Genomic DNA, 12,133 nt, shown 5'->3' with positions numbered 1-12,133 from the left:
CGATATCGAACACACCTCATTCGGTCGTGCCGGAGAGCCCCCTATTTCCTGAGTGAGGGAACCTCGCGGGCGCGGGATCCCTGGTCTGGCTTGGAGCGGCTTCGGCCCGGAAATGGCCGAAACGCCGACGCCGCGAGCAACAAGCCGTAGACCGGTTCACGTCGACCGGTTCGGATCAGCTGCCGGTCGAGGTTGACCGGCAGCATCAGCGGCATGACAGCGACCGATCTGCTCGGTTGAATCGGCTCGGCCGGTGAAGTGGCGTTCCCAGACCTTTGCGGAGACCGACGTAGCGTCCCGCAGAGCCCGCTCCAGGGGAGCAGGCATGTACCCCTTGCCGAGGCCGGCAGAGGCGACGGCAACCGACAACGCACGGTGCTCGTCTGGGCTGATCTCCTTGCAGCAGATGGGATGCGCGAGGACGTCCCGCGCGACGTACCCGTCCCCGGATGCCGTTGCCTCACGGGTGAGGCGGTGCGACGCATCGGCTTGACGGCTATGCGGGGAAAGGTCAAGCACGGTCAGTCCGACGCGAGTGCGGAAGACGGCAAGCTCGGGATCCGTGTCGAGGGTCAGATAGTGCTTCACCATATTCTCGACAGAGCCGAGGGGGTCCTCGCCGGCCGCGGTGAGGCAGAGTGCGGCGAGGCACGCAGCGACCGCGTGCTCCCAGACCTCCACCAGGGCGCTCTTGTTCAGGAACTCCAGTGCCTCGCCGGGGTGCCCGCCGAGGCAGCGGACGAGCACTTCCACCTGACGCCCGTCGAAGAGGCGCTGGCCCACGCCGCGGTGCTGCTCGCTGTGGGCCCGTGCGCGGTCCCACTGGCCGGCGGCGACGAGGGCACGGGTTCCGTCGCCGAGGAGGACGGTCCACAGCCACTGGCACACCGTCTGATGGTCGGCCGCCGACTGCGTGAGGTGCTGGAAGGACAGGGTGCGGCCGTCGATGACCGCTTCCGTCTTTGATCTCACCGCTCGGTTCAAGGAGTCGAGCAGGTGGTATGCGCCGCGCCCGTCGCCGTCGCGGATGCGCAGACGGGCCAGGTTGACCAGGGGCTCCAGGGCGTACCGGGCCTCCTGCGCGCTCAGGGGCTGAACGCGCAGGAAGACCTCGGTGTGACGCCAGCACAGAGCACGAGCCAGGTCCGGCATGCCGCAGTCGCTCGCGATCAGCGCCGCCTTGTTCAGCGCGACGGTCGCGGAGGTCACCGTGCCGTCGTGCTCGGCGGAGCGGGCCAGGTCGCTGATCTCGCGAACCCGATCGGCGAGGGGCGGGCAGGCCGGACGCGGGCGGGCTACGAGTGGGAACCGCCGCGCTATCTGGCCGACGTCCATGTCACTGCCATTCGATGACGATGCGGTTCAGCACGTTGTCGAAGGCGAAGCGGCCGGGTTTCGGTGCGAGCGGGGCCGCGTCGAGCTGTTGGATCTCGAATGCGGCGTCGAGCGCCCGGAAGTCACGGTCCCAGGTGCGGATCTGATCCGCGACGTCTCCGGCGAGCGCCTCACGGTCGGGGCCGTGGCCGATGACGCCGAACTCGTACAAGGTGGCGCCGTCGGGGGCCTTCTTCGCGTACGGGCGCCGGGTGAGGTAGGTGAGCGTGCCGCCCTCGAAGACCGCGGTCGAGGACGGGTAGAGCGCGGTGACCAGTCCCTTCTCGATGGCCTTGTTCTTGGCGGGCATTCGGCTCAGGCCGTTCGGCATGGCGCAGGCGAGCCACAGCTCCAGGTACTCCGCCGACTCCGGGCCCCGGAAGGTGACGTCCGTCCACACCTCGGTGCGGGGCTGGCGGAAGATGTCGCTCAGGGCATCCGGGTCGACCTTCTGGTCTCCGTTGGTGACGAGGGTGACGGTGTTGTCGGGGTCCAGAGGCACGAGGACGCGGGGGTCGTCGGCGATGCCCTGGCGCAGCGGCATGAACGTGTTCATCTGGCTGCCGACGCTGCGCCAGGTTCCGCAGTGGTTCTCGAAGGCGATCGAGCGGGAGACGCTGCCGCGCAGGCGCAGCGGGGTGAGGAGGCGTCCGCCGGGGGCGAGCTGGTCGAGCCAGGCGTGGGGCACGGCGTGGGCGCCGACGGTGGCTTCGATGCGGTCATACGGCGCGTTGGGGGCGTGGCCGACTGCTCCGTCTCCGAGGACGACCTCCACGTTGTGGATGTCGGCGGCGGCCAGTCCGGCACGCGCTCCGTCGACGATGTCCTCGTCCACGTCGATCGTGGTGACATGCCCCTTCTCCCCGACGAGGTAGCCGAGGAGACCGGCGTTGAAGCCGGTGCCGGCCCCCAGCTCCAGGATCTTCTGGTCGGGCTCGACGTCGAGCTGCTCCAGCATCATGCCGACGATGTCGGGCTGGGAGGCGCAGCTGATGGAGACGCCGGACGTGTCGAGCTTGGTGTTCACGGGGGCGTTCCCGTACGCCTTCTCCAGGGGGGCGTCCGGAACGAAGAGGTGGCGAGGCACCGCCCGCATGGCCTCCTCCACGCGGGGTGTGCGCACGCATCCCTCTTCAACCAGACGGTCGATGAGCTGGGTACGCAGGCGGTCGGCTGAACTGGCTTCCATGGTGTGACTGTTCACCCCGTTGACCGTAGTGCTCGCCACCCCCTCGGCTGGGGTGGACGCGGCGTTGTCGCTCGTTCCCATGACTACCTCTTTCGCGAGTGTTGACAAGGTGTGCTGGTCCTCCGCGGGGAGGCCCAGACGGTTCCAGTGGAAGATGCCGTGGTGGGCGATCACGGCCCGCAGTCCTCGTTCCAGGTGGCCCTGGCGGTCAAGGTCGGCGAGCTGCCGGCCGAGCCACTCGAACGTGGCTGTCCACTCGGCCAGCGGCGCGAGTCGGCCGTCGGCGACGTTGCGGCTGGAGGTGCTGACGTCGACCGTCATCAGCCGGTGGACAGCAGCCCTGTGCCGTTGCGGATGGCGGATATCGTCGCCGGGGCGTTCGGCCGCGATCCTTGCCCAGACGTCGCCCTGCTCGTACCAGTCGAGTCCTGCTGCACGCATCGCCACGCTGAGCAGGAGGACTCCCAGCTCGCGGCGTCCGAGCCCGGGTCCGCTTGCGGTCTGCTCGCGGGCCACCTGGTCCAGCAGGTGACGGCTGTCGTCGTGGAACAGGGTGTGCGCGATCTCCGTGGCGGCCGAGCCGCCGAAGGCAGTCTCTTCCGGCTCGTAGATGCCCCGCGTCCAGGCGGCGAGGACGCCGGCATCGACCAGCTCGTCCAGAGCAGCATCGAGGCCCTTCGCGGCGTCTGGGCCCGCGGGGCGGTACCGCAACCGCCACCAGGGGAACTTCCGCAGGAATGACCACTGGGCCAGTTCCTGCTTATGGACGGTCAGCACCGGGAGCAGATGCTCCACGGCGCTGGCCTCCGCGCGGCTCCAGTCGGTGAACCGGATGAGGCGTTGCGGCCATTCGTCCGCTGCCATCTTCCCTCTTCTCTCTGGCTAGTTGGTCAGGAAGCAGGTGTCCCACCCGGACGCGGACGGCGTGCCGGTATGGAAGGAGTGGAGGGCGAGGGCGGTGCCTGCGGCCCCTTCGAGGAGCCCGATGTCCCCGCCGCCGGGAGGGTCGATCAGCGAGTCCGCCAGCGTGCCGGGCGCGGTGTCGGTGATCGGCGCCAAGAGCCGGGGCAGGCACTCGGTGAGGCCGGGGGCGATGGCTTCGGCGGCAACGAGTTGTGTGATGTGTGCCAGGCCCGCGAAGCCGTGGCACAGGGAGAAGTCCACGGTCGCGCCCAGCTGGTCGGGGTCCGTCATCGCGCGGAGGAGGGCGGTCTCGGCCAGGCGTTGGCGTGCGGGGTCGTTGAGGGCGAGAGCGGCGAGCTGCTGAGCGCGGGCGAATCCTGCGGTCCCGTAGCACCAGGACGGGCGGGAGGGGCCGGGGCTGGGCGTACCGGATCGGAGCTGCTCGCGGGTGATCCAGTACGGCCACCACGGGCCGGTGGGGCCGTCCTGCTGCCAGTGATCGAGCCAGGCCAGGATGCGGGTGATCGCGTCAAGGTGGCCGTCGACCGTGACACCGCGGCGCGCTGCGAGGGAGAGCACGGAAAGGGGGCCGCCGATGCCGTGGGCGACACCGTTGTTGGCGTGCCCTTCCGGATAGTCCGGCGAGGTCTTGCCGGAGGGGGCGAGGTGGCTCCACCAGCCGGGCAGGAGTTCACCGTCGTGCTTGACCGGCTCGGTCAGCCGGACCAGGTACGTCAGGATGTCCCGGAGTACGTCGGTGTGGACGTCGCGGTGCAGCAGCAGCGCGCCCATCCCGCTCAGGCCCCGGATCGCATCGAATTCGGCCAGCACGGGGGTCTCGCCCCGGTCCATGCGCACGTGGGCGCCGGCGAGCCGGTCACGGATCGCCGTCGTGACGTACCTGTCGAGGGTGTTCAGGGCGCGGGCGTAGCGTCCGGGGCGGTCAGCCGCGGCGTGCAGGGCGAAGGCGAGCGCGGGCGCCCCGTAGTAGAGGTGGCTGTCCGCGCTCCCGACGGCGGGTTTCGCTGCGGCGCAGGCAAGCCAGTCGTGTGCGCGCTGCCGGGGCCCCTGGTCGGTGCGGGCCCGTTCGATGTGCAGCAGCGCGACACCGACGGCGCCGTGCGCGAGGGACTGCGGCCACCAGCCCTGGCGGTGGTGCAGCCCCTGTACGTCCTGGGGCGAGGCAAGGCGTTCCGCGATGGTGTCGGCGGCGACCCGTGCGCTCTCACGCAGGTCCATGGTGATCTCCTCGGTGGGTCCAGGCCATGGCGGCGGCATGGGCCAGCCGTACGCACATGCGCTCGTCGTCCTTGTCGATGCCGACGGCGCGGATGTGGTGGGCGTGCAGCAACGAGTCGAGAATGAGGTCTGGGTCGATGCCGCCGGCCGCGTTCAGCGACTGCCGGTAGCGGGCCAGGGCTTCGTCGCGCTCGCTCCAGGCGGCAGCGATGGCCGCGCCGCCGGGGGCGGCGCGCAGGGCCGCCCAGTCGCCGGTTGGATCGGCCAGACGTACCGCCTCATCGAGCACCGTCCGGTTCAGGGGGCGCGGGTCGTTGAGGCGGCCATGGGTGGTCAGCCAGTCCATGCCGCCCGTGGTGCTGCCGGTGAAGGCGGCGGCGAGGGCGACGAAGTTCGCTGCGGCGAGAACCTGTTGATGGGGGCGCGCGCTCTGGGCGAACTGGACGGCCAAGGCGCGGGAGTCCGCGGCGAAGACGTCTTCGGCCAGGCTCATCAGCGGCCCCGCGCCCCACCGGCCGGTTTCCGGGTAGGAGGTGGCGAACTGCATGTCGGTGAGCAGTCCGGCACGGCGCAGTCCGGCCGCCCAGGCGCCCACGCGCTGTGCGGCGGGGGCGAAGTCCTGCGGGCTGGGGACCGCGATGCGCAGGCGCAGATGCCATCGGGGGTCGCGGTAGCGCATGTACCACCACGTGGGAGGCTCGTCCCACTGGGCGAGGAGTTCGGGAAGGTGACGGGCCAGGATCTCGGGCTGTCGTTCGACGTGCCCGTACAGCTTGACCAGCAGCCACGGGGCGGTTCCCGGGAGGTGACCGTGGTCGCGGGTGAGGAGCTGCCCCTCGGCCACGGGCGGGACGGCCGGCCACTGCGGGGGGCGAGCGGCCGTCATCGGGGCGATGATCTCGTGGGTCCGTCCGTCGAACCAGCCGGCGTCGGATTCTGCTTCGGTCAAGACGGCTGACTCGTGGGTGTCCAGGTGGGTGCGCAGCAGTGCGAGGTGCGCACTTTCGGAGAGGTCCAGCGGGAGGAGCTGGTCGCCCTCGGTCAGCGCGACGCCGTCCGGAACGCGGCGGCGCGTGCGCCACTCGTCGGCGGCCTTGTGCCACTCCTCCCAGGATGTCCGGCGGTCGGGCAGCTCCGACCGGTCCAGCCGCCACCTGGCCGCAGAGAGGATCGTGCGGCCGTAGCGCACGCGCGGCAGGTACGGCAGGGCGGTGGCGGAAGCCCACGGGAAGACCATCAGGACGGCGGTCTGGGAACGGCTGATCTCGGCGAGGAAGCGCGCGAGCGGCGGCGTGTGGCCGCGCAGGTCCAGAGCATGCAGCGTCATGGGGTCCAGCAGGCACCCGCGGGAGAGGGAGACTAGGTAGAGCCTGCGGCGATCGCAGCCCACCGCGAGGTCATCGAGCGTGATGGTGCGCTCGTCCACCGGACGGTGCTCCGCCAGACTGATCACGGTCGGCAGGAGTTCGGCAACACGGGTGACGTTGGCGTCGCCACGATCGAGCGGAGCGAAGGAGACCTGAACGGGCAGCGAGCCGGGCGCGTTGACTGGGAGCTCCTCCAGCATGGCTGCGACGCGGGCCTGATCTTCCGGTGTGAGCAGCCCCAGGCTTCGGCCGCTCGTCGTGCCGATCCCGCGGGAGGGCGCAACGCCTTGGAGGGTGAAGTCACCTGCTTCGAGGGCGGCTTGTGACGTTGCGCGGATCTGGAAGCGCAGCTCCGTGTGGGCCGGGAGTTGCGGGGTGTCCTGGTCTGCGACCGTCAGCGTGCGGACTAGTTCCTCGTCCAGGCAGATCTCGTCGCGGCCGTCGAGCACGGCCGCCTGGGCGAGGGAGAGCAACCGCTGCTCTCGGGAGGTCAGGGCCTCACGTCGTTCGGGCTCCGCGTCCCGGTATCCGGCCGGGAACCCGAGGCCGACGTCCGGGTCCACGAGGTCCCGGACCGGGACGAGCGAGTTGATGCCGTACCGCTCGAAGAACCGGTTGTGGAAGTCCTTCCACGCCGGCGTACCGAAGGGGTACGCGGACAGCCGGGCCAGCACGGTGGCGGCCTTCTCCGCCTCGCGGGCAACCTGAAAGGGCAGAGTGAGGGAGCAGTCCATGCGCAGGTCCAGCGTGAGGGGCTGGGCCTTGGCGGGGCTCAAAGCCGTCATCTTCTGGCGCAAGGCGGTACGCAGGCGCCGGCCGTCGGCCGGGGCGAGGACCTGGTTGTGCTGGCGGATGGCGTCTCGGACCGCTCGCAGGTCTGCCACGAGGCCTGCGGTTGGCGACGCGTCGGCGGCCTCGGCCTGCTGGACCAGGTGGTCAAGGGCGTCCAGGGTGGCGGACGGCGCCTGCAGGCTGCTGATGAGCACACCACGCTGGACCATGCTGGTGACGAGCTCTTCCACCCGGGAGGCAGGCACGTCGGGGAACTCGGTCTTCACCAGTCTCACGACTGTGTCGAAGGGGACGGGCGAGGCAGCGGCCTCGACGGCGATCCGGACGGCGGCGGTGTAGCGCAGGGACACTTCTGCCGCGGGGCTGTTCGCGGTGCGGTGTGAGCGGGGCGGGTAGGGCACGATCAGCCGGTCGCCGCGTACGCAGGCCGTGTTGTTGCCCATCACGTCCAGGTGCTGCAGGAGTTCGGGTCTTGCTTCCAGGCGCGTGATCAGGTCAGCGATCCAGCCGCCGTCGGCGCGTGCGACGGCGCGGTGCCACTCGCCCCAGGTCCATCCCGGCTGCGCTCCGAAGGAGGCGGGTGCGATGCCGGCGAACAGGCCGTTGGGGGTGGCTCGGCCCGTCATCCGAATCACGTACTTCATGACGGACACCACAGTGCGGCGTAGCTGACGGGCCTCGGGTCGGGCTGCCGAGCACAGGGTGTTGATCTGCTGTGCGAGCAAGGGGCTGGCCTGCTCGATGGTGTCGGCGACCTCGGTCATCGACCAGACGTCGCGCAGCCATGTCTGCCACCGAACCTGCCGGGCCGGCGTGTCGTCGGTGAGGTCCGGCCATGCGGGCAGCGGCAGCCTCGAGTAACGGGCGGCGCGCACGAGCGCCATGTCCGCACACCGGTACAGCGGTCCGCCCTTCCTGGAATCCATGCACCCTCCCTGGTTCGTGGTGTCGGGGTTGCCAGCCCGCGCGGCGCAGGACCGCGCGGGCTGGCACATCGGTGTGCTGGAGGTCAGGCCACGTTGGTGGCGCAGGACCCCTTGCAGGTGGGCTTGCAGCCGTCGTCCGTCAGGTTGATCAGCGAGGTGGAACCGTCACCGGACTCCACGATGCTGATGTCCAGGTCGAAGGCGTCACCGTCCGTCGTGGCGTTCGGGGACTGAACCTGGCCCTTGATCGTGTTGGCGTGCATGCCGGTCTCTCCCTTCTCGGCGTGCCGGGTGGAAGATGCTCAGGCCACGTTGGTGGCGCACGGGCTGGAGCAGGTGCTGCCGCAGCCGTCGTCGGTGAGGTTGATCAGCGTGGCCTGTCCGTCGCCGGACTCCAGGACGCTGATGTCGAGGTCGAACTCGTCGTGCTCCATGTGCTGTTCCTCCATTGGTGTGCGCGGCTCCCATCGAGCCGCGGGGTTGGTGCCGCGTGAGCGGCGCCGACACGGCAAGGGTGCTGTGCCGGTGGTCTGGTGTGGTCAGGAGCCGCTGGACACGCAGCTGCCGGTGCACGTCGAGCCGCAGCCGCCGTCGGAAGCGACACTCGCCACGGCAGTCCCGTCGGACTCGACGACGCTGATGTCGAGGTCGAACTCGTCGAACTCCATCTGCTGTTTCCTCCACAGGGTGTGCGGCTCAGGGAGAGCCGCTGAAGGGGGTGCCGCTGTGCGCGGCGCCGGCACGAACGGAGCGCTGTGCCGGAAGACTGGGAGTGGTCAGGGGCGTTCGGCTGGGGGTCGGTGGGCGCGAGATCCTTCTACTGCGCGGGACGTTCGGCTTCTGTCAGGCCGCTGTGGTCTGCGCTTGCGGGTGGCTCCTGGCGGCCTGGTCCAGCACCCTGGTGAAGTGCTCGGCGCGCTCGCCTCCCTCGGCCTCCTGGGCGCGGAGGTCGCCGAACCGGTTCCAGTACCGCCGGCAGACGTCGCTGCTCATGACCATTGAGGCGAAGAACGGCAGATCCCCGTCGCGGACGAAGCCGAGGCGGTCGCGCAGGCTGAGCGTGCAAATGAGCTGGTTGGCCTTCAGCAGCTGCATGTACTCCTCGACGTCCATGTCCTCGGGCGTCCAGAGCTTGGCGAGGTCGGCGTTGGTGGACATCTGCGCCAGCCAGTCGAGCTGATTCCGGGCGACGACCGCCTCGTTCCGCTCGGCCTGGTGCCGCGCGTCCTGCCTGAGCCGGGCCGCTCCGACCATGACGCTGGTGAGGGAGACGGCGGCACCGGCAGCGAGGACGGCGGTGGCGAGCTTCATACGTCAACAGTCCTTTCTTAGAGCGGGGTTGGAGATGAGCGTCCGGCTGGTGGAGAGCCTGGGTTCCGCTTCTTCATGCGGCCCCCGCGAGCACGACGGTCGGGGCGTCATCGGCAGAGCAGTCAGGGGTGTACCGGCGGCGCACCGTCTTCAGAGCGACGGCGATCGGTGGCAGTCCGACGGTGGCCCTTCGCTCGTCCAGTGATTCCGGCGCGCGCAGCGGGCACAGCTCGATGCCGCCGGCGCGCAGGAGGAACTGGGTTCCGTACGCCTGGTCGTGCCCGTTGGTGATGAGGGCGCGGTCGTGCAGGTGCGCCCAGTGCTGGATGAGCGCATCGCCGGCCTGGACCGCCCGCTCCAGCAGGGTGGTGGCGGCGCGCTGGAAGTCGGGTTCGTCGTTGCTGTGCAGGGCGATGCTCCACGCGGCGCGGGCGGCGGCAGGGCCGACGAGGCGGTGGCCGGGCCAGTCGTGTTCGGCCAGGATGCGGCGCAGCACCTTGGTGTTGGCGTGGTCGGCGTGCCGGCCTTGGCCGAGTTGGACGGCGTCGAGCTGGTTGCGCACTCGTTGGGCCCGGTGCGCGGCCGATTCCGCGGCGCGGGCGATCAGCTCGCGGGCGAGGTCGGGCCGCTGCGGTTCGGCGGTCGTCACGAGCTGCTCCGATCGTCCGGGGCTGTCTGCGGCTTGTGGACCCGGCAGCCGATCAGCGCACTCAGCCCAGGCCGGTGCTCGGCCGTGAGTTCGAGGCGGGCGACTCGGTCGCCCTCTCGTCCGGGGCCGGATCCGCGCACATCCCAACCGATGTCGGTCAGTCGACGCAGAAGGGCGACGATGGGCTCGGCTTCGAGGGGGTGGCGGACCAGGCTCTCGGCCCGTACGAGCGGGAGGTCGAGCCGGGCGGCGAAGTCGGAGGCCCACAGGGTGATCAGCCGGGTGATGTCGTCGGGCTGGCCGGGCAGGGTGTGGATGCAGCTCAGGAAGAGGCACGGGCCCTCGCCCCATCCGAGGTCGGGGTCGCGCTGCGGGATCATGCAGGCCAGCAGCTTCCCGTCCTCGAACAGCCCGGCGGGCTTCTCCTGCGGGTCGCGGAAGAGCGCCGGGAGGTCGGCTCGGGCGGGTACGGGCAGACCGTGCATGGTGAGCCAGCGCTGGCGGTCCTGAACGAGGGCGGCAGCTTCCTCGCGCTCGGCGTCCGTGCGCAGCGTGCGCATCTCATATACGGCGACCGGCGGCGCTGGCGTGATCGGGAGCTGAGCGGTTCGCTCCTCGCTGGCTGTGGAGGTCGTGGGCCGGGTCACTTACTCGCTCCGCTTCGTGTCGCGTGGGACTGCTCGGCCGGCAGCAGCTGCCAGCTGTGCGCCAGGATCACCAACTGGGTGGTGTCTTGTGCTCCCGTGTCGGCGAGGAGCTGGTCGAGCGCGGCGCGCAGGTCGGCCGGGGCGAGGTTGGCGGCGCGGGCAATGTCGAGGGGCTGGCTGTGTTCGGTGACGGCCTTGAGCAGGCTGATCCGCTCGGCGCTGATGTCCGGAGCGGGCCGCTGTGGTGTCGGGGCGGTGATCTCTCCGGCGTCGAGGAGGCGGTGTGCGACGACGGCGAGGGAACAGCGTTCGAGGCAGCGCAACTTCCAGCGCACGGTGCGCAGCGTGGAGTGGACAGTGCCCAGCTTGAGCTGGGTTGCGGCTGCGATCTCGCGAGCGTTCAGGACCTCCACCACGTGCTGGGCGAGCCGCCGTTCAGACGGGGTGAGGCGCTGTGTTGGGGCGAGGGCGGTCATGGCAGGCTTCCTCGTTGATGTCGGTCAGCTGGTCGTCGTCGGGCGCAGGCGCACGGGGACGGTGGTGTGTCCGTTGCTGATGAGGCTCGGCAGCCTCCGCAGCTCCTCGTGTCCGGTGGCGAGCTGGGCGTCGGGGAAGCGCTCGAAGAGCAGGCGCAGGGCCGTGGCGACTTCGAGGCGGGCGAGCGGGGCACCGAGGCAGAAGTGGACGCCGTGGCCGAAGGCGAGGTGTTCCTTGCTGGTGCGGGTGGCGTCGAAACGGTCGGCGTCCTCGTGCCAGTCGGGGTGACGGTTGGCGGCGGCGTAGGAGGCGAGGATGGCGTCTCCGGCCTTGATCGTCTGTCCGTCGGGGAGGGGAATGTCGGTGCGGGCGTAGCGCAGGGGGAGGTGCTTGACCGCGGGCTCGTGCCGCAGGGTCTCCTCGACGACGTCCTGCCAGGTGCACCGGCCCTCCTGGACGTGGGCGAGTTGCTGCGGGTCGGTCAGCAGGGTGGTGATGGCCTGGTCGATGACGTTGACGGTGGTCTCGTACCCGGCGCTGATCATCAGCAGGAGCGTGTCGCGCAGCTCGGCGTGGCTGAGTGCGGAGCCGTCGCCCTCGTCGTCGCGGGTGGCGATCAGCAGCGAGGTCATGTCCTCGCCGGGCTCACTGCGCTTGGTCTCGATCAGGGCGTCCAGCAGGCCGTAGAGGGCGGCGGTGTTGGCGGCCTGTTCCTCGGCGGTGAGGTGGGTGGCGAACACGTTGTCCACCACGGTGCGGAACTCGGTGCGCCGGCCGGCGGGGACGCCCATGAGCTTGCCGATGACGGCGATCGGCAGCGGATAGGCCAGGCGTTCGCGCAGATCGACCGTCTTGCCGGCCGGGAGGGCGTCGAGGTCGTCGAGGATGCCGGTCACGAGGGCCTCGATGTCTGGCTGGAGGGCGGCGGTGCGGCGGGCCGAGAGGGCGGGGGCGACCATGCGGCGCAGGCGGCTGTGGTCCTTGCCGTAGGCGGTGAACATGTTCTCCACCGCGACCCACAGGGCCAGCGGCCAGGTGGGCACGGTCTCGGCGAAGGCCGGCCAGTGGGCGCGGCCGTCCTTGGAGACGTCCTTGCTGGTCAACAGCCGCTTGAGGAGGGCAGGGTCGGAGACGGACCAGGCGCGCACGCCGAGGATGTCCACCAGGATCGCCGGGCCGCGCTCGCGCAGGGCCCGGTGTTCGGCGTCCGGGTCAGGGGCGGTGGGGTCGAGGACGAGTATCCGGTCTTCGGGCACGGT

12 protein-coding genes are annotated in these 12,133 nt (G+C 70.4%); all 12 read right to left on the bottom strand.

All coding sequences use genetic code 11. The features are described 5' to 3' along the window. Window positions 1-156: 156 nt before the first annotated feature. The 12 genes from ACTWJ9_RS07050 to ACTWJ9_RS06995 all read right to left on the bottom strand — a co-directional run bounded on the left by ACTWJ9_RS07050 (window position 157) and on the right by ACTWJ9_RS06995 (window position 12,130). Entirely contained in the window at window positions 157-1,335 is a 1,179-nt protein-coding gene (locus ACTWJ9_RS07050) for a hypothetical protein (RefSeq protein WP_443295385.1), read from the bottom strand. 1 nt (window position 1,336) lies between these two features. After that, the gene (fxlM, locus tag ACTWJ9_RS07045; protein ID WP_443295384.1) at window positions 1,337-3,427 is read right to left on the bottom strand and encodes a methyltransferase, FxLD system; all 2,091 of its coding nucleotides are present in this window, start codon (window positions 3,425-3,427) and stop codon (window positions 1,337-1,339) included. Window positions 3,428-3,445: 18 nt separating this feature from the next. Beyond that, window positions 3,446-4,705: a lanthionine synthetase C family protein gene (locus ACTWJ9_RS07040; protein WP_443295383.1), complete on the bottom strand. Its 1,260-nt coding sequence runs from the start codon at window positions 4,703-4,705 to the stop codon at window positions 3,446-3,448. After that, the gene (locus ACTWJ9_RS07035; RefSeq protein WP_443295382.1) at window positions 4,692-7,790 is read right to left on the bottom strand and encodes a lantibiotic dehydratase; all 3,099 of its coding nucleotides are present in this window, start codon (window positions 7,788-7,790) and stop codon (window positions 4,692-4,694) included. The genes ACTWJ9_RS07040 and ACTWJ9_RS07035 overlap by 14 nt, the downstream gene beginning before the upstream one ends. Before the next feature lie 83 nt (window positions 7,791-7,873). Further along, on the bottom strand, window positions 7,874-8,053 hold the full coding sequence (locus ACTWJ9_RS07030; RefSeq protein WP_443295381.1) for an FxLD family lanthipeptide: 180 nt from the start codon (window positions 8,051-8,053) through the stop codon (window positions 7,874-7,876). Between the two features lie 39 nt (window positions 8,054-8,092). Continuing rightward, on the bottom strand, window positions 8,093-8,224 hold the full coding sequence (locus tag ACTWJ9_RS07025) for an FxLD family lanthipeptide (RefSeq protein ID WP_079060774.1): 132 nt from the start codon (window positions 8,222-8,224) through the stop codon (window positions 8,093-8,095). A gap of 105 nt (window positions 8,225-8,329) precedes the next feature. Then, window positions 8,330-8,458: an FxLD family lanthipeptide gene (gene fxlA / locus ACTWJ9_RS07020; protein WP_443295380.1), complete on the bottom strand. Its 129-nt coding sequence runs from the start codon at window positions 8,456-8,458 to the stop codon at window positions 8,330-8,332. Window positions 8,459-8,633: 175 nt separating this feature from the next. Beyond that, the gene (locus ACTWJ9_RS07015) at window positions 8,634-9,101 is read right to left on the bottom strand and encodes a DUF6082 family protein (protein ID WP_443295379.1); all 468 of its coding nucleotides are present in this window, start codon (window positions 9,099-9,101) and stop codon (window positions 8,634-8,636) included. Between the two features lie 73 nt (window positions 9,102-9,174). Next, window positions 9,175-9,750, bottom strand: a complete 576-nt coding sequence (locus tag ACTWJ9_RS07010) for a DUF6624 domain-containing protein (protein WP_443295378.1) — start codon at window positions 9,748-9,750, stop codon at window positions 9,175-9,177. Further along, complete coding sequence (locus ACTWJ9_RS07005; RefSeq protein ID WP_443295377.1) at window positions 9,747-10,310, bottom strand: hypothetical protein; 564 nt, start codon at window positions 10,308-10,310, stop codon at window positions 9,747-9,749. Before ACTWJ9_RS07005 ends, ACTWJ9_RS07010 begins: the two co-directional genes overlap by 4 nt. A gap of 83 nt (window positions 10,311-10,393) precedes the next feature. After that, window positions 10,394-10,873: a DNA-binding protein gene (locus tag ACTWJ9_RS07000; RefSeq protein WP_443295376.1), complete on the bottom strand. Its 480-nt coding sequence runs from the start codon at window positions 10,871-10,873 to the stop codon at window positions 10,394-10,396. 24 nt (window positions 10,874-10,897) lie between these two features. Further along, window positions 10,898-12,130, bottom strand: coding sequence for a cytochrome P450 family protein (locus ACTWJ9_RS06995; RefSeq protein WP_443295375.1), 1,233 nt, complete (start codon window positions 12,128-12,130; stop codon window positions 10,898-10,900). Window positions 12,131-12,133: the final 3 nt, after the last annotated feature.

It is taken from the genome of Streptomyces sp. GDS52 (assembly GCF_052246875.1).
Classification (GTDB): Bacteria; Actinomycetota; Actinomycetes; order Streptomycetales; family Streptomycetaceae; genus Streptomyces; species Streptomyces cathayae.
This window is presented reverse-complemented; position numbering and strand designations above follow the sequence as displayed.

Coding starts and splice junctions, on each gene's coding strand:
- ACTWJ9_RS07035 (WP_443295382.1), bottom strand. CDS start 7,790: ATGGATTCCAGGAAGGGCGGACCGCTGTACCGGTGTGCGGACATGGCG.
- ACTWJ9_RS07040 (WP_443295383.1), bottom strand. CDS start 4,705: ATGGACCTGCGTGAGAGCGCACGGGTCGCCGCCGACACCATCGCGGAA.
- fxlM (WP_443295384.1), bottom strand. CDS start 3,427: ATGGCAGCGGACGAATGGCCGCAACGCCTCATCCGGTTCACCGACTGG.
- ACTWJ9_RS07050 (WP_443295385.1), bottom strand. CDS start 1,335: ATGGACGTCGGCCAGATAGCGCGGCGGTTCCCACTCGTAGCCCGCCCG.
- ACTWJ9_RS07025 (WP_079060774.1), bottom strand. CDS start 8,224: ATGGAGCACGACGAGTTCGACCTCGACATCAGCGTCCTGGAGTCCGGC.
- ACTWJ9_RS07030 (WP_443295381.1), bottom strand. CDS start 8,053: ATGCACGCCAACACGATCAAGGGCCAGGTTCAGTCCCCGAACGCCACG.
- ACTWJ9_RS07000 (WP_443295376.1), bottom strand. CDS start 10,873: ATGACCGCCCTCGCCCCAACACAGCGCCTCACCCCGTCTGAACGGCGG.
- ACTWJ9_RS07015 (WP_443295379.1), bottom strand. CDS start 9,101: ATGAAGCTCGCCACCGCCGTCCTCGCTGCCGGTGCCGCCGTCTCCCTC.
- fxlA (WP_443295380.1), bottom strand. CDS start 8,458: ATGGAGTTCGACGAGTTCGACCTCGACATCAGCGTCGTCGAGTCCGAC.
- ACTWJ9_RS07005 (WP_443295377.1), bottom strand. CDS start 10,310: ATGCGCACGCTGCGCACGGACGCCGAGCGCGAGGAAGCTGCCGCCCTC.